The 17292-nt window shown below is 73.1% G+C and carries 7 protein-coding genes; 2 read left to right on the top strand and 5 right to left on the bottom strand.

Going from position 1 to position 17292, the window contains the following annotated elements:
* The first annotated feature begins 160 nt into the window (after positions 1–160).
* Together ACGFZ2_RS03545 and ACGFZ2_RS03540 are read left to right on the top strand one after the other, a co-directional pair.
* Positions 161–928, top strand: coding sequence for an ABC transporter ATP-binding protein (locus tag ACGFZ2_RS03545; RefSeq protein ID WP_350704290.1), 768 nt, complete (start codon positions 161–163; stop codon positions 926–928).
* Positions 928–3477, top strand: coding sequence for an ABC transporter permease (locus tag ACGFZ2_RS03540; RefSeq protein WP_393449765.1), 2550 nt, complete (start codon positions 928–930; stop codon positions 3475–3477). Before ACGFZ2_RS03545 ends, ACGFZ2_RS03540 begins: the two co-directional genes overlap by 1 nt.
* A gap of 51 nt (positions 3478–3528) precedes the next feature.
* Here ACGFZ2_RS03540 and ACGFZ2_RS03535 read toward each other — a convergent pair whose 3' ends face one another.
* From ACGFZ2_RS03535 to ACGFZ2_RS03515, 5 genes are all read right to left on the bottom strand, one after another.
* On the bottom strand, positions 3529–4182 hold the full coding sequence (locus tag ACGFZ2_RS03535) for an HAD family hydrolase (RefSeq protein WP_393262186.1): 654 nt from the start codon (positions 4180–4182) through the stop codon (positions 3529–3531).
* Positions 4183–4369: 187 nt separating this feature from the next.
* The gene (locus tag ACGFZ2_RS03530; RefSeq protein ID WP_393262625.1) at positions 4370–5161 is read right to left on the bottom strand and encodes a neutral zinc metallopeptidase; all 792 of its coding nucleotides are present in this window, start codon (positions 5159–5161) and stop codon (positions 4370–4372) included.
* A gap of 87 nt (positions 5162–5248) precedes the next feature.
* Positions 5249–6349: a calcium:proton antiporter gene (locus ACGFZ2_RS03525; protein WP_393262189.1), complete on the bottom strand. Its 1101-nt coding sequence runs from the start codon at positions 6347–6349 to the stop codon at positions 5249–5251.
* A gap of 104 nt (positions 6350–6453) precedes the next feature.
* Entirely contained in the window at positions 6454–7083 is a 630-nt protein-coding gene (locus tag ACGFZ2_RS03520; RefSeq protein ID WP_393449762.1) for a DUF899 domain-containing protein, read from the bottom strand.
* A gap of 241 nt (positions 7084–7324) precedes the next feature.
* Positions 7325–16993, bottom strand: coding sequence for a calcium-binding protein (locus ACGFZ2_RS03515; protein ID WP_393449760.1), 9669 nt, complete (start codon positions 16991–16993; stop codon positions 7325–7327).
* Positions 16994–17292 lie beyond the last annotated feature (299 nt).

The following is a 17292-nucleotide window of genomic DNA, read 5'->3' as shown; positions in this document are numbered from 1 at the left end:
ACCCTGAGCCGGGGTCGGGGGCACCCGCACCCGCGAAATAGGCACCGGCTCCGCCCGGAGTCGGACGGATCGGCGCCGACAAGCACCGATGATGGAGACTGCCGCGCCGGACCAGCGGGGGCGGCGCGGATATCAAAAACAGACGGAAGAGGTAGATGACGTGACCGCGACGGTAGGCCAGCAGGCGCAGGCCGCGGCCCGGGCGAACGACGTGTGGAAGGTGTACGGCAGCGGCGAGGCGCAGGTCATCGCGCTGCGGGGGGTCAGCGCGGAGTTCGAGCGGGGCCGGTTCACGGCGATCATGGGCCCGTCGGGCTCGGGCAAGTCGACGCTGATGCACTGCCTCGCCGGCCTCGACTCGGTCACCCGCGGCACGGTGTCGATCGGCGACACCACCGTCACGGGCCTGGGCGACGCGGGCCTGACCAAGCTGCGCCGGGACAAGGTCGGCTTCATCTTCCAGCAGTTCAACCTGCTGCCGACCCTGACGGCGAAGGAGAACATCCTGCTGCCGCTGTCGATCGCCGGGCGCAAGCCGGACCCGGCCTGGTACGACACGGTCATCGCCACGGTGGGGCTACAGGACCGGCTGGGCCACCGCCCGGCGCAGCTCTCCGGCGGGCAGCAGCAGCGCGTGGCCTGCGCCCGCGCGCTGGTCTCCCGCCCCGAGGTGATCTTCGCCGACGAGCCGACGGGCAACCTCGACTCCCGCTCCGGCGCGGAGGTGCTCAACTTCCTGCGCAACTCGGTGCGTGAGCACGGGCAGACGATCGTCATGGTCACCCACGACCCGACCGCCGCCGCGTACGCCGACCGGGTGGTCTTCCTCGCCGACGGGCAGATCGTCTCCGAGCTGATCGAGCCGACCGCCGACACCGTGCTGGACACGATGAAGAAGCTGGACACCCCCACCGAGGTGGCCCGCTGATGTTCCGGGCGACTCTGAAGAGCCTGCTGGCCCGCAAGGTCCGGCTGATCCTCTCCGGCCTGGCCGTGGTGCTGGGCGTCATGTTCGTCTCCGGCGCGTTCGTGCTCACCGACACGCTCGGCCGCTCGTTCGACTCGATCTTCGCCGACGCGTACGAGGGGGTGGACGTCAACGTCGCCGCCAAGCCGAAGATCGACGTCGCCGAGGCCGAGGGCATGCAGGCGGCCCAGCCGTTGCCGGCGGCCACCCTGGACAAGGTCCGGGCGGTGCCCGGCGTGGCCGAGGCGACCGGCGTGGTCGGCGTCGACGGGGCACGGCTGATCGGCAGCAACGGCAAGGTGGTCACCTCGTTCGGTCCGCCGCAACTGGGCGAGAACTGGACCGGCGAGAACGACCTGGTGCAACTGCGCGAGGGACGGGCGCCGCAGGCCGACGACGAGATCGTGGTCAACAAGGCGCTGGCCACGGCCGGCAAGGTGAAGGTCGGTGACCGGGTCGGCGTGCTGACCCTCCAGCCGAAGCAGGAGTTCACCATCGTCGGCGTCTTCGGCTACAGCGGCGGCCGGGACTCCATCGGCGGCGCCAACGAGATCATGTTCACCACGCCCGTCGCGCAACGGCTGATGCTCGGCGCGCCGGACACCTTCAGCAGCATCACGGTCACCGCCGCCGGCGGGATGTCGGACGAGGCGCTGCGCGACGCCGTGGCCGCCGCGGTGGGCGCCGACTACGAGGTCAAGACCGGCGAGCAGCTCTCCGAGGAGGCGGCGGCCAGCATGAAGGAGGCGCTGTCCTTCTTCAACCGGATCCTGCTCGGCTTCGCCGCGGTGGCGCTGCTGGTGGGCACCTTCCTGATCCTCAACACCTTCTCGATCATCGTGGCGCAGCGCACCCGCGAGCTGGCGCTGATGCGCGCCATCGGGGCCAGCGGCCGGCAGATCATCGGGTCGGTGGTGCTGGAGGCCATCGCGGTGGGGCTGATCGCCTCGGTGCTCGGCCTCGGCGCCGGCATCGGCATCGGCGCGCTGCTGGCGTACCTGTTCAGCACCTTCGCCGGCGGGCTGACCCTGGCCGGGGTCGGCGTGCCGCTGTCCGCGGTGATCGGCGCGTTCGCCGTCGGCCTGGTGATCACCGTGGTGGCGGCGCTGCTGCCGGCGCTGCGGGCGTCCCGGATCCCGCCGATCGCGGCGATGCAGGACGTGGCCAACCCGGACCGCCCGCTGACCAAGGTCACCGTGGCCGGCGGGATCGTCACCGCCGTCGGCGCCGGGCTGCTGGCCCTGGGGCTCACGGGCAACGCCGGGGGCAACACGCTGGCCACCATCCTCGGCGGCGTGCTGTTCGCCTTCATCGGCGTGGCGCTGCTGACCCCGCTGATCAGCCGCCCGGTGGTGAGCCTGCTCGGCGCGATCTTCGCCTGGTCCGTGCCGGGCAAGCTGGGTCGGCTCAACTCCGGCCGCAACCCGCGCCGCACGGCCATCACCGCCGCGGCGCTGATGGTGGGCATCGCCCTGGTCACCGGGGTGACCGTGATCCTGGACTCGGCGAAGAGCAGCATCAGCGCGCTCACCCAGGACACGCTCAAGGCGGAGCTGGTGATCTCCGGGGCACAGAGCGGCCCCCGGCCGCCGAGCTTCGACTCGGGGGTGCTGGAGAAGGCCGCGGCGATCCCCGGGGTGCGCCTCGCCGACGGCGAGTACGGCGACATGGCGGTGGTCGGCGGCAAACGCACCTGGGTGGGGGCGAGCAGCGACGTCGCCGCACTGCGCACGATCTTCGGCGCCGAGGCCACCGCCGGGAACATCGACCGGCTCGCGCCGGACGAGATGCTGGTCAGCTCGGACACCGCTGAGTCGCGCGGGCTCTCCGTCGGCTCCCAGGTGCCGGTGCAGCTGGCCCGGGGCGAGGCGCGGACCTACACGGTGACCGGCATCTACGCCAGCTCCGAGCTGACCAACCAGGTGGTGCTGCCGCCGCAGGCGGCGCGCGACTTCGCCATCCCGCAGCCGATCCAGGGCTTCATCCAGCTGGCCCCGGGCACCCGGGTCGCCGACGTGCAGCCGCAGATCGAGGCGCTGCTGGCCGACTCCCCAGAGGTGTCGGTGGCCGACCGGGAGGCGTTCATAGACCAGCAGGCCGGCCAGCTCGACGGCCTGCTCACGATGATCCAGATCCTGCTGGCGCTGGCCATCGTCATCGCCGTGCTCGGCATCATCAACACCCTGGCGCTGTCGGTGCTGGAGCGCACCCGGGAGCTGGGGCTGCTGCGGGCCATCGGTCTGCGCCGGGCGCAGACCATGCGGATGGTCACCGTGGAGGCGGTGGTGATCTCGGTCTTCGGCGCGCTGCTCGGCGTCGCCGTCGGCAGCGGCCTCGGCGCGGCCGTGGTCGAGGCGCTGCGGGACGAGGGGATCACCGACCTGGTGCTGCCCTGGTCCCAGATGGGGGTCTTCCTCGGCCTGGCCGCGATCATCGGGGTCATCGCCGCGGTGCTGCCGGCGGTCCGGGCCGCCCGGATCAACGTCCTGGGCGCCATCGCCCACGACTGACCCACCAGGCACGACGAGGGGCCCCGCCGACCGGCGGGGCCCCTCGTCGCGTCAGACGCCGGCCGGCGGCGCGCCGAGCAGGGCCGCCAGCAGCTCCAGGTCCGCGCCGGTCAGGCTCTCCAGCTGGTGTACGCCGTCCAGCCGCCCGATCGGCACCTCCGCCGGCACGGCCAGCACCGCCGCGCCGGCGGCGAGCGCGCTGGCCACCCCGGTCGGCGAGTCCTCGATCGCCACGCAGCGGGCGATCGGCACGTCGAGCAGCCGGGCGGCGGTCAGGTACGGCTCCGGGTGCGGCTTGGCCGCGTCGACCTCGTCGCCGCAGACCACCACGTCGAAGCTGTCCCGCCCGAGGGTGTCCAGCGCGACCTCCACCAGGGGCCGGACGCTGGAGGTCACCAGCGCCGTCGGGATGTCCGCCGCGCGGACCGCCCGCAGCAGCGTCAGCGCGCCGGGACGCCAGCGCAGCCCGGTGCGGAACAGCTCCAGGATCCGGGCGTTGATCCACGCCGCGCTGACGTCGGGGTCACGGTGCGGCTGGCCCAGGTCGTCGTGCAGAATACGCATCGACGCGGCCATGCTGGTGCCGACCATCGCCTTGCGGGCCGCCTCGGAGAGGGTGGCGCCGTACTCGGCCGCCAGCTCGCGCAGCGCGACGTCCCACAGCTTCTCGCTGTCGACCAGGGTGCCGTCCATGTCGAAGAGCACGGCGGCGGGGTGGTGGCTGCTCAGAACATCCTCCCTCGGGTGGCGTACCCGGGAATCCTCTCAGCCGGGACGCCGGCGGCGCGCCCAGGTGCCGCCGGCGTGACCTGGCCGACGGGTTGCGGGCGGCGTCGAGGCCGGACGACGCCGGTCGCCGTCGCCCCGGTGCCGGGCGAACTTCGGGTCCCGCTCAGCCGAGGCCGCAGGCGCCCAGGGACTGCTCGTAGCCGCGGAAGAAGGCCTCGGTGCGCTGCTCGGCGGTGCCGTGCGAGCCCTCGGCGAACCATGGCTGACCGGGGTCGTCGCCGACGGCGAGCAGCCCCTCGCGGAACTCCTCCAGGTCGCCGTCGTCGAGCTCCAGCGCCCCCGAGCGCACCGAATCACCCAGGTACGCCCCGGCCATGCAGTCGGCCTGGAGTTCCTGCTCGATGGTGAAGCGGTACTGGATGCCGAGCCGGGTCTGGATGCCGTGGGCGTACTCGTGGCCGAGCAGGTAGAACACGAACGCGTCGCCTACCTGGCGGAACGCCCCGACCGACCAGTTCACGTCATAGGCGATGAAGTCGCCGGCCGAGCAGTAGATCGCGTTGTTGCGCGGCAGGACCTGCCCGCCGCAGGACACCTCGCCGTCGCGCTGGTACGGGACGACCTGCCGGATCGGGCGGAACCGTTCCCCCGAGGCGCGGAACCGGTCGGCCCAGTACCGCTCGGCGATGCGCCGCGCGTCCGTGACGTCCCGCTGGAACTCCTCGACGCTGGTGGTGCCGTCGGCGCGGGTCTGCGCGGCGCCGGGCGGGGCCGTCCCGTCGGGGTCCTGCCCCGCAGGCTCGGACGTCCCGCCGACCACGCACCCGGCCGCCACGACGAGAGCCACCGCGAGGCCGGCGAGCGCGCTCGGCGGCCGGCGTCCCACGCGCGTCGTCACTGCGCCCTCCCGGCTTCGGCGATGCCGTGTGCAGTACCCCGGCGGTCCGCGGGTCATGCCCGGCCGCAGCCCGCGACGCCGGTCGGGCATGCCCGCGCCGCCCGCCTCGACGACGCCTGAGCCCCACCGCCGGGGCCGGGGTGGTCAGGGGCTGGCGGCCAAAAACACGAACGCGGCGAGCAGCACCAGGTGCACGCCGCCCTGGAGCACGGTGGCCCGCCCCGGCACCACGGTCAGCACACCCGTGACGACGGTGAGGGCGAGCAGGGTGAGCTGGGTGCCGCCGAGGCCGAGCAGGAGCGGCCCCTCCAGCCAGATCGAGGCCAGCGCTATCGCCGGGATGGTCAGCCCGATGCTGGCCATGGCCGAGCCCAGCGCCAGGTTCAGGCTGATCTGCACCCGGTCGCGGCGGGCCGCCCGGGCGGCGGCGATCGTCTCGGGCAGCAGCACCAGCAGCGCGATGACTACGCCGACGAAGGACTGCGGCAGGTTCGCCCCGGCGACGGCGGACTCGATCGCCGGGGACACCGCCTTGGCGTCACCGACCACGGCGACCAGCGCCACCAGCAGCAGGCCGAGGCTGAGCAGGGCGGCCCGGTTCGACGGCGGCGCGGCGTGCCCGTCGGCATCCACCACCCGCCCCTCGGTGGTGACCGGCAGGAAGTAGTCGCGGTGGCGGCCGGTCTGCACCATCACGAACAGGCCGTAGAGCGCGAGCGACGCCACGGCGGCGAAGGCCAGCTGGGCGGGGCTGAACTGTGGACCCGGCCGGCTGGTGGTGAAGGTCGGCACCACGAGGCTCAGGGCCGCGAGGGTGGTCACGGTGGCCAGCGCGCCACCGGTGCCCTCGGAGTTGAACACCGCCACCTTGCGGCGCAGCGCGCCGATCAGCAGCGACAACCCGAGGATGCCGTTGCACGTGATCATGACGGCGGCGAAGACGGTGTCCCGCGCGAGGGACTGCGTCTTCTCGCCGCCGCTGATCATGAGGGTGACGATCAGCGCGACCTCGATGACGGTGACGGCCACGGCGAGGAGCAGCGAGCCGTACGGCTCCCCCACCCGGTGCGCGACCACCTCGGCGTGGTGGACGGCTGCCAGCACCGCTCCGGCCAGGAACGCGGCCACCACCACGACGACAGGACCGGGTAGGTCGCGTCCCCAGGTGAGGATCAACGCCACGACCGCGAGCAGCGGTACGGAGACGGTCCAGTCGGTCAGACGTGAGCGGAGCAGCGCAGCCATGCCCCAACCCTGCCAGGATTCACGATCATGTGACCACCGACCGGTGTACGCAGTGGCGATCGGCCCACCGCCACGCTGTCCAGGTGCGCCGCCGGCCCGAGCCGTCAGCCGTAGGTGGGCTGCTGCGGCCAGCCGGGCGGGGAGTCCTCCCAGTCCTCCTGGCGGCCGTACGGGGTGAGGTCGAGGATGCTGTTGACGAAGACGAGCCGGTCGACGCCGCGCGCCGTCGTGTTGTACGTCCGGTAGACGTCCGCGCCGTCGCGCAGGAAGACGCTGAGCATGAAGCCGCGCTCCGCCCCGCAGTCCGCCGCGAACGACGTGCCGTGCGACGAGACGAACGGCAGGGTCCAGCCGCGACGCGCCTTGTACGCCTCGATCTGCGCCAGCGGCATGTCCGACACGGTCGCCCAGCTGATCCCCCGCTCCGCCAGCCGCGCCGGCCCGGTCACGGGGACGCTGTCGGTGAACCAGGTGCACCCGGGGCAGTGGTGGTCGGGGCCGTTGTCCATGAACTGGTAGACCACGAGCTGGCTGCGGCCCTCGAACAGGTCGAGCAGGGTGGCCGGGCCGGTGGGCGTGTGGAAGCGGTGGCCACTGTCGAACCTGACCATCGGGAGGCGACGACGCCGGGCGGCGAGCGCGTCCTGCGCGCGGGTCAGCTCCTTCTCGGCCTTCAGCAGGTCGTCACGGGCCTGCTGCCACTCGTCGGCCGACACTGTCCGGGGCTTCTCCATGAGGCGATTGTGCCCAGGGTGCCCGACGACATGCCGGTGCGACGCGCCGGCGGGGACGGGGCATGGCGCCGGCGGGGACGGGGCATGGCGCCGGCGGGAACGGGGCGTGGCCGCCTGCTGCCAGGGCGGGCGGTCGACGGGCGGCACCCGCTCGTCGGAGGCGCGCCGCGTCCCACCTGGACGGCGCCGGGCGGGGCCCGACCCTCCCACGGGAGAGCCGGGCCCCGATCCGGTCGGACGGTCAGTCCGTGCAGGACGGCTGGTCGAAGTGCCCCGGGGTGCCGGGGAACGCCACCCCGGCGCCCTGCTCGCGGTTGTCGCGCGGGTAGACGTACGACAACTCGAGGAACGCCGAGGTGCCGGCCGTGGTCACGTCGGTCGCGCTCCGACCGGCGCCGGAGGCCCAGGCCAGGCTGGTCAGGAACTCCTGCATGGCCGGGCTGTGCTGGCGGACGTCGTTGAACCCGCCGTAGGCCGAGTTGCAGTGGGTGAACAGGTTGTAGGCGCCGTTCCAGTCGAAGAGCCGGTCACCGTTGTTCGGGCCGTTCGCCGTCACGTCACCCTGCAACACGTCCCGGTCCCAGCCGCCGTACATCCAGTCGGTGCCGTGGTGGTGCTGGTTGTCGGCCACGGCGTCGTTGTCCAGGTTCGTCATCTCGAACCACAGGCACGGGTCGACCGTGCCCGAGGCCAGGTCCACGGGCCAGGCCCCGGCCGCGCAGTTGTCCGGGTACGACCCGCGGGGACGGAAGTCCAGCAGGTCGGAACTGAGCACCGCGGTCACGGCCGGGCCGTCGGTCGCCCCGGCGCCGCCGAAGAGGTGGTCGACGTACTGGTCGCTGTCACCTCGGGCGGCGGCGCTGAAGACGCCGTCCACCTGGCACTGCGGGTTGGCCGCGTCAAGCACCGGGTCGCAGCCCTTGCCGCCCCACAGCACGTCCGACCCCTCCGACCCGAACAGCTGGTCGCCGCCGCTGTCGCCGTTGGCGACGTCGTCACCGAACCCGGTGTGGATGTTGTCCGCCCCGGCACCGCCCCGGACGCGGTCCCCCGAGCCGGCGGTCAACCCCGAGTGCGGCATCGGCGCCGAGGTGGAGCTGCCGATCCAGGCGTCCCCGTCGGTGTCGTGCAGCAGATCCACGCGCCGGTCGTAGGCACCGGCCCGGAATCCGGTGTACGTCTCCTGCGGCACCGACGACAGCGTGGTGGTGAAGCCCAGCGCCGCCACGTCGTCGGGGTTGAGGTACTGGCTCACCACGCCGCCCCGGTCGCCGAGGATGGCGTCCCGGCCGTCGTCGCCGTACAGGGTGTCGGCGCCGAGCTCACCGAGGAGGTCGTCGTCGCCGTCGCCGCCGCGGATCGTGTCGTCGCCGTCCTGACCCCAGACGCCGTCGTTGCCGGCGTCGCCGTAGAGCTGGTCGCCGCCGAACGCGCCGGCCGGCTCGCAGGTGGCCTGGGCGGTGGTGCAGAACCGGGTGGACGGGCCGGGCAGGGCCGGATCGTGGGTACGGGCCCGGGTGGCGTCGGCCGGCACGGCGCCGGTCGGGTACCGCTCGGTGTAGACCCGCTCGGTCGGGCTGCCCTGGACCACGGTCACGGTCCGCAGCAGCGACCCGTTGTCGCCGAGGAGCACGTCGTCGGCGCCGTTGCCCTCGATCACGTCCCCGGTGTCCCGGAAGCCCGGGGCCGAGCTGCCGCCGATCAGGTCGTCCTGCCCGGCCGGCGTGCCGTCGCCGACGAGGTCGGCCACGGCCGCCGGGTCGCCCGGCCAGCCCGGGTCGGGCAGCGGGACGATCGTGGCCCGTCCCGCCGCCCCGAGGGCGCTGTCCCCACGCAGGACGTCCGCCCCGCCGTTGCCCTCCAGGTAGTCACCGTCGCCGTCACCGGTCAGGGCGTCGTCGCCGTCCTGACCCCAGAGCGTGTCGACGCCGTCGCCGCCGCTGATCCGGTCGTCGCCGTACCGGCCGGCGGTGGCCGCCGCCCGGTCCAGCAGCACCACGATCCGCGGGCCGAAGAGGGTGCCGCCGGCACCGACCCGGACGGTCGCCGAGGTCGGCTGCTCGCCGGCGAGCGGGCGCAGCACCGCGCCGTTGTCGCCGATGACGGCGTCGGACCCGGGGCCGCCGAAGACGGCGTCCGCGGTGTCCGGCTGACCCGTGGTGGCCGCTCCGGTTCCGTCGTACGCGGTGCTGGAACCACCCACGAGGTCGTCGTCGCCGTGGTTGCCCTCGACCCAGTCGGTGCCGGGACCGCCCTCGGCGAAGTCGGCGCCGCCGTCGGCGTGCACCCGGTCGGGCCCGCCCTGGCCGAAGATGACGTCGTCGGAGTCCCCACCGAAGATCAGGTCGCCGCCGCTGGTGCCGGCCGCCGGGGCGAACCCGAGGTCGAGCAGGGTCACCTTGCGCGGCGGGCCGGCCCGGCCCTGGGTCACCCGGGTCGCGTCGGCGTCCGCCGGCGCGAAGCGGGCGTTGTCCCCGGCGATCAGGTCGCTGTCGCCGTCACCGTGGAGCTGGTCGCCGACGTCGGGCCGGCCCGTGCCGGCGGTCGGCTCCTGGCCGGAGCCGCCGACGATCTCGTCCCGGCCGTGGTCGCCGTGGATGAGGTCGGCGCCGTTGTTGCCCTCCAGCCGGTCGTGCCCGACGTCACCGTTGATCCGGTCGTCGCCGAGCCCACCGTAGGCGAGGTCGTCGTCCCCGCCGCCGGAGATCACGTCCCCGGCGCCGGCCCCGGCCGCGTCGCCGGCCAGGTCCAGCGGGTACGGCCCGACGTCGCCGACGCGCGGGGTGCCGTTGTCGCCGACGATCCGGTCCGTCCCCTCCTCGCCGTAGAGGCGGTCTCCACCGTCGGCCGCGTCGGCGGTGCGCCCACCGCCGTAGAGCACGTCGCCGTCCCGGCCGCCGAAGACCTGGTCGCCGCCGGCGTTGCCCTCGGCGGTGTCCGCGCCGGTGCCGCCGAAGAGGCCGTCGTCCCCGGCGTTGCCGAAGAGCAGGTCGTCGCCGTCGTCGCCGTGCAGCTGGTCGACGCCCACCGCGCCCCAGGCCCGGTCGGCGCCGCCGCCGAGGTGCAGGGTGTCGTCGCCGAGCTGGCCGCAGGCGCGGTCGTCGCCGCCGCCGAGGTCGGCCCGGTCGTTGCCGCCACCGGCCGAGACCACCTCGACCCCGGCGCCGCCGAGGACGAGGTCGGCGGCGCCGGGGTCGGCGGGGGCCGGCTGGGCGTCGGCGAGGGTGGCGTCGGCGCAGGTCTCGGCGGGCAGGTGCCGGTCGCCGAAGACCGTCGCGCCGCCGTCGCCGCCGATCACGTGGTCGCTGCCGAGTCCGCCGACGAGCAGTTTGGTCTGCGACTGCGTGCCCGCGGGCAGCGGCTCGTGGGTGACCTGGCGGAACGGACCGTAGCCGTCCGACCCGTCCGGCTCGCCGACCTGGGAGGGCTCGGCGATCACGTAGTCGTCGTCGGGGCCGCCGAAGAGCTCGTCGGTGCCGTAGCCGCCGACCAGCACGTCGTCGCCGCCGTAGCCGTAGACGCGGCCGGTCTGGCCGTTGGCCGAGTGCGAGACGACCAGGTCCACGCCGGCGCTGCCGTGCACGACGTCCTGGCCGGCGCCGGTGTCGACCTGGTTGACCAGCCCGGCGTCGCCGGTGCCGGCCTGGTCCGCGTCAACGGGGACGTCGGTGTCGTACGTGTGGATGGTGTCGTCGCCCCTACCGCCGTTGACGGTGTCCGCGCCGGCTCCGCCGACCAGCGTGTTCGCGCCGTTGGGCCGGTCGTCGACGAGCACGCCGAGCACGTCGTCGCCGCCGTTGCCGTAGACGGTGCTGGCGCCGTGCCCGACGGTGACGTGGTCGTCCGCGCCGGCGTGGTCGCCGGTGGGGGCGTCCAGGGTCGTCCAGTCGACCAGCCCGTTGAGGGTCTTGTCGCCGGCCCCGGTGCGCACGGTGGTGGCGCCCCGGTCGGTGCCGCCGAGGCCGCTGTCGCCGGCGACCACGTTGTCCCCGTCGCCGGTGGTGATGCTGTCCTGCCCGGCGCCGCCGGCGACCCGGCTGACCGTGCCGGCCGCCTCGGCGGTGACGATCACGTCGTCGCCGCCGCGGCCGTCCACGTACGCCGGCCCGGTCCCGGTGCGGATCCGGTCCTTGCCGTCGGAGCCGAGCACCACCGCGGTCTTGTCGAACGCCGAGGTCCTCGTGCCGTCGCCGCTGGTGTCGCCGTCGCCGAGGAGCAGCACCGACAGGGACGTCTTGTCCGGGTCGGCGACCTCGTAGCCGCGCCCGTCGACGACCACCCGGGTCAGGGCCGGGTCGAGGAACTCCTGCCGGCGGCCCAGGGCCTCGACCGCGAAGCCGTCGAAGTCGTCCGTGGCGCCCGGGGTGTCCGCGTCGGCGTAGTGCAGCGCGTACACCTTGACCACGTCGCCGGCGTAGGTGTCGGCGCCGTTGTCCCACGCCTTGTCGCCGCGCTGGTCCTTGGTGCCGAACTTGCCGGCGAAGACGACCAGGGTGTCCCCGGCGGTGCCGGCGAGTTCCGGTGGCGGCGGGGAGCAGTCCGGTTGCGCCCGGAAGTCGAGCAGGGTCGCGTCGACCAGGGTGAAGGCGAATTTCTTCTTGAACAGGAACAGGTCGATGGTGACGTAGACCCGCAGGAAGACCGAGAGCCGCCCGCTGGTGGTGAACAGGCAGATCGGGTTGACCAGGAGCGCCTGGAGGAACTCGCTGGTGCGGAACTTCCCGTCGTTGTTCGGGTCGTTCCAGCTGAAGCCGACGGTGAGCTGGATGCCGCCCTCGATGCCGACCTTGACGATCAGCACGCTCACCTCGGCCCCGGCGGCGATCTCACCGCGCAGGGTGACCACCGGGACGGCCTTGCCGCTGCTGTCGGCGGTCTTGAAGTACAGCCCGTCGAGCAGGCTCACCGCGTCGACGGACGTGCCGTCGGTGGCCGCCTCGATCGCGTGCCGGATGCCGGCGGTGTCCAGGCCGGCGATGAACCGGGCGGTCACCGAGGCGCTGCCGGACAGCGTGACGAAGACCGGCGGCGGGGCGTAGACCGGGCCGAACGACTGCCGCCAGCTGAAGCCCAGCTCCAGCGGGCCCGAGTCGAAGCTGATCAGCTCGACGTCCTGGCCGAGCAGGAGCCCGAACAGCGAGCCCGGGTTGTCGAAGATCGGGAAGCTGAAGCCCGTCTTCTGAGCGTTGCTCTTGCCGTCGGCGGCCGGGGTGAACAGCTTCTCGCCGTCGTCACCCGCGGCGTCGTCGACGCGCGCCTTCACCTGGGCCCCGGAGGCCGGGTTGTACTCGGAGGTGCGGTCGATCAGGCTCTCGGCCGAGGCCGGCGAGACCTCCGTGGTCAGCGCCTTGGCGCTGTCCATCTTGAACCCGCCGAGCGGGATGGAGCAGCCGGAGTCGCAGTCGGGTATCCGGTTGATGAACGTGACCACGGCGCGGACGGTGTCGATGAAGTCGAGCTTCGGACCACCGTTGAGGGTGCTGAAGGTCTTGGCGAGCCAGACCAGGGTGATGTCGGGGCCGCCGGTGGCCTTCGACAGGTCCGACAGCACCGGGATCGGCGCGTACAGGGTGTCGATGACCGGCTGCAGCGGCCCGGTGACGGCCTTGAGCTTCTCCACCACCGGCTTGAGGATCTTGTCGAAGAAGGCGCCGGCGTCCAGGGCGATGTCGGTGAACGTCACCTTCAGCGGCGTGGTGACGCCGTCGCCCGTGGCGGTGAGCCCGCCCCGCTTGTGCTTCAGGCCCCACTGCAGGCCGAAGGTGGCGCTGATGCCGGGCAGCGCGGAGTCCTCGCCACCGGTGTCCACCGCCGCCGCCAGCTTCCAGTCGATCTTGACCTCGGCGGTGAGGTCGGTGGCGAGCAGCGAACCCAGGTCGGCGAACTCGGCCAGGGTCAGCCGGTCGTCCGGGTTGGCCGTGCAGTCGGCGGTGACGGTGGGGTCGAAGCAGCTCTTCTCCCCCGGCGAGCCCTTCAGGTCGATGCCGAAGTACGCCTTCACCAGCGGGTCGGTGGCCCGCTTCGTCGCCTTCACCTGGATGAAGGCGAGCTGGGCGGCGAGGTCGCCGGTCATGTCGAACTGGGCGCCGACCTGCACCTCTGGCGAGGTGTCCCCGTCGTGGGTGGGGACGTAGAAGCCCTCGTCCCGGTCCAGGACCAGGTCCAGGTGCAGCTTCCAGCCCAGCTTGGCCTGGATGCCGTCCGGGGCGCCCTTCTTCGCCTTCAGCGACAGGCCGGGGATGCCCAGGTCGAGCGGCACGTTGAGCTTGAGGCACTCGTCGGACGCGCTCGCGTCCTTACACCCGTCGGCCGCGGAGGGCGCGCCCTTGGAGGTGGTGAGCTTGATCCGGATCGCCTGGAAGTCCTCGGGCGCGCAGGGCGCCGTGACGCCGCTGCGGCAGCTGACCACCGCGCTCACGCCCGGGTCCAGGTCGGCGAGCACCTCGTTGAGGGCCGCCTGCACACCCGCGCTGTTGAGCGTGGCGTTGGCCAGCACCGGCCCGATCGCGGCCTTGACGTCCTCGCGCAGTTGCGCGACGAAGCGCTGGCCCTGCTGCAGGTCGTCGCCGACCAGGGGCAGCTTGCCGTCGAAGCTGGCCAGCCGCAGCGCCTCCTCGACCTTGGCCAGGTACCCGTCGATTCCGACGTTGAAGTCGGTGAGCTTGAGCGACAGGTTGGCGAAGCAGGAGTCGAGGTTCGGGATGCCGGCCGTGGGCGTCAGGTCCAGGCCGACGGTGAAGGTGAGCAGGTTGGTGTCGTCGTCCGGGTCGCAGTTGTTGACGAACAGCGGCGCCTTCGCGCAGAGCGGCACGTCCGCGCCGCCGATCCCGTCGCCGCAGTCGACGCCCGCGGTCGTGAACTTCGGCGTCAGCCCGAGCAGCCCGCTGATCGGCCCGTCCTCCGTCAGTCCGTTCAGGCCGACGCTCAGGTTGGCCTTCACGGTGGCAAAGTCGGGGTCCTTGCCAAGGTCGAGGGCGAGCGGCCCGACGCGCGCGGCGATCGCCGCGTCGGTGACCCCGCCCGCGACGGTGACGCTGGCCGAGGAGCTGCGGTCCAGCAGCGGCGCGGCGTTCAGTCGCAGGGGCAGCAGCAGGCCGAGCTGCGCCCGGGCGTCGACGTCGACCGCGAACGTGCCGGAGCTGTCCAGGGTGATCAGCTCGCGGTGGGCGTCCCAGGCGAAGTTGAGCGGCCCGCCGGTGTGGAACTTGCGCTTCCAGTCCAGCCCGAGCCGCAGGAACGGCCCGCCCGCGCGCTGGTCCAGGGTGAAGCTGATCCCGCTGTCCTCGCCGATCGCCGCGTTGAGCTTGTCGAGGGCGTCCTGGAGGTTGTCGGGGGGCGAGGCGAGCAGCTTGTCCAGTGCGTCGGCCAACTCCGGGCGCAGGGCGTACGCGCTGCCGTCGGCCGGCTTCGGCGTACCGGCCGCCTCGACGCGCAGCGTCTGCCCGTCGATCTGCTTCAGTACCCGGTACGCCTTGCTGCCGATCACGACGGTACGGCCCTCGAGCCGGGCGTCGAAACCGGAGTCGCCGTCGCGGGAGGCGTCCTTGAGCAGGAAGTTCGCCCCGTCGGCGACGAACGTGACGTCCTTGCCGACGCCGCTCTCGTCGGCGCCGAGCAGCTGCCGCGCGGAGCGGCCGAGCAGCGGGATCTCCTTGTCCAGCGGGCCGCTGCCGCCGGGCTGGGACAGCGCGACGTTGATCAGCCGCAGCGCCTCGACGACCACCGCGAAGAGCGCCTTCGGGTCGTCGGGGTTGAAGTCGACGGCGAACAACTCGGACAGCGCCGAGGTGTCCACCACCGGCTGCCCACCTGCCGTCCAGCTCACGTCGACGCCGATGCCCTCGCCGAGGGCGCCGGTGGCGCCGGGCACGCTGACCGTGACCCGGCCGGTGGTCTTCACCGACGACGACACGGCCAGCAGGTTCCCCGGGTCGGACTTCAACCGCGCGAAGAGCGTGCCGAGGCTGATCTCCTGCGCCTGCTTGAAGCTGACCTGGAGCATCCGCTCGCCGGCGGCGGCCGGGCCGACGGCGAGGTCGCCGGCCAGCTTGACCTTGAGGAAGCCGGCGGTGGCGAAGAAGTCCACCCCGGTGGTGATCGGGAAGTCGGCGGCGAACAGCGGCGTCGCCGGGTCCGTGCGCAGCAGCACCCGGTCGACGTTGGCCTTCGGGTCGGTGATGCCGTCACGCAGGTCGAGCACGAGCGTCACCGACGCGCTGTAGCGGGGCTTCACCTTGGCGAAGCTGGCCTGCGCGTTCGCCGCCCGCAGGCCGACCTTCTTGTCGTCGCCGACGGGCTTGGCGAGCGTGCCGGCCAGCTCGACGGCGCCGATGTTCGGGCTGGAGCCGCTGATCACCCACACGCTGTCGTTCGGCGGCTGCCCGCCGATCCAGTCCTGGGTGAGGGTGACGGAGTTGGCGGTGTTGGCGGCGACGGTGCCGGCGGAGGTGCCGGCCACCACCCGCTGGCCGACGAGCTGGCCGGGCGTGAACCGGTCGCCGCTGACGCTGAAGCCCTTGGCGGCGAAGGTCGCCCCGCGCCCGGACAGCTCCGCGGCGCCGGGGTCGAGCGGAACCTCCACCGTGGACTCCCGCTCCAGCTTGACCCGGAACACCAGCTTGTCGTTCTCGAAGGAGAGGTTGTCCACCGGCAGCCCCTCGGCGGCGAGCAGGGCGAGCAACTGCTGGATGGAGCTGAACTTCGGCTGCCCGGCCAGGGCCGGGTCGTCAGTGTCCGGGTCGAACTGCGGGTCGTCCGGCCGCGGGTGGACGTACTTGCGGAGGAAGTCGGTGAGCTTCTCGTTGACCTTCACCGCGTCGGCGAACGTGCCGCGCAGGAAGGGCAGGTTGAGGTTGCCGGCCGGGCCGCTCTGTTGCACGCCGCTGAGCAGGGTGGCGAGCTGCGCGAGCCCGGAGGCCAGGTCCAGCGGGCTCATGTTGCGGAACTTGGCGATCGTCTCGTCCAGGCCGGTGGTGGTCACCGTGGGGGTGCCGACGGAGATGTCGTTCCAGTCGACGTTCACGGTCGCCGCCACGGCGGGCAGCGCGAAGGGCGCGCCGGAGACGGCCGCGCCGAGCTTGACCACGCCGTGCACCGAGCCGGGGCCGGGCTCGGTCTCGGTGTCGGAGATCTTCCCACCACCGGAGTTGTCGAGGGCCACCTGCAACAGGCCGGCGAGAGAGCCCGCCGCGCCGAGTTCGCCGGTGTTCGCGCCGGCGGCCGTGTCGAAGGCGAGCCGGCCGTCGCCGTTGGGGTCGGTCACGGTGACCTTGAGGTGGGTCCGCGCGGTGAGGGTGCTGCCGGCGGTCAGCGTGACCCCGAGGATGCCGACCGAGGCGGTGGCCTGGTCGAGGTCGGCGCGCAGCCGCGCCGCCGCGTCGATGTCGATGCGCGGGGTGTCCCCGTCGCGCACCAGGTAGGTCTCCCCGGCGGCGGTGTGCCGGGCCCGCAGGTGGAGGGTCGCCCAGCCGGTGACGCTGACCGCCTTGTCCAGCGTCACCCCGGCCAGGGTGAGGTCCTTGTCGACCACTTCGCGCTTCGTGGTCAGCAGCACGTCCAGCAGGTGGTCGCCGCCGCTGGTGCTCACCGAGCTGGTGAGCCGGGTGCCGCCGCCGAGGTCGACGTCGTCCTTGGTCAGGCCGCTGGCCAACGCGTCGGACGCCCTGTCCACGAGGGTGTCGGCGTCGACGAGCGCGCCGGGGCTGACGCCGAGCAGAGGCAGCGGCTGGCCGAGCAGCCCCAGCTGGGAGAGTCCGCCGTCGGCCCAGGCGGCCGTGCGGGACATCAGGTTCTTGAACCCGCTCTCCCACGCCTCGTCGGCCTGGGCTGGGGCCGCCGTCCACACCAACCCCATCGCGGCGGTCACCGCCGTCGCGATCGCCACGGCTAGCAGCCGTCGTAGAGCCACCATGAGCCACCTCGTTCTTCCGATGGCCGTCACCGACGGCGCTGGTCCGCGCCAGCACATCGATCGCGGGAAATGCTCACAACTCGTGTGTCGGCATGGTGACAGTGCGTCAGACCGAACGGTCGGCACCACCGGACCGGGTGGCCCGGGAAGACTGCGCTGCGGGCCGTACCGCCCGGCCATGTCGCGCCCGTCCCCGCCCCCACCGTCACCGCCACCCCGGCCGAGGGACGCGCCAGCCATCGGCCTCGGGGTGCGTCCCCGTTTCTGGCACCGTCGGAGGAGCCGCCCGTACCGCGCCC

This window comes from Micromonospora sp. NPDC048063, assembly GCF_043202855.1.
Lineage (GTDB): Bacteria > Actinomycetota > Actinomycetes > Mycobacteriales > Micromonosporaceae > Micromonospora.
This window is presented reverse-complemented; position numbering and strand designations above follow the sequence as displayed.

Bases quoted from the DNA above. Each gene is read 5' to 3' on its own strand.
- ACGFZ2_RS03530 (WP_393262625.1), bottom strand. From the start codon at position 5,161: ATGACCCGCGGACCGCCGGGGTACTGCACACGGCATCGCCGAAGCCGG.
- ACGFZ2_RS03520 (WP_393449762.1), bottom strand. From the start codon at position 7,083: ATGGAGAAGCCCCGGACAGTGTCGGCCGACGAGTGGCAGCAGGCCCGT.
- ACGFZ2_RS03540 (WP_393449765.1), top strand. From the start codon at position 928: ATGTTCCGGGCGACTCTGAAGAGCCTGCTGGCCCGCAAGGTCCGGCTG.
- ACGFZ2_RS03515 (WP_393449760.1), bottom strand. From the start codon at position 16,993: ATGGTGGCTCTACGACGGCTGCTAGCCGTGGCGATCGCGACGGCGGTG.
- ACGFZ2_RS03525 (WP_393262189.1), bottom strand. From the start codon at position 6,349: ATGGCTGCGCTGCTCCGCTCACGTCTGACCGACTGGACCGTCTCCGTA.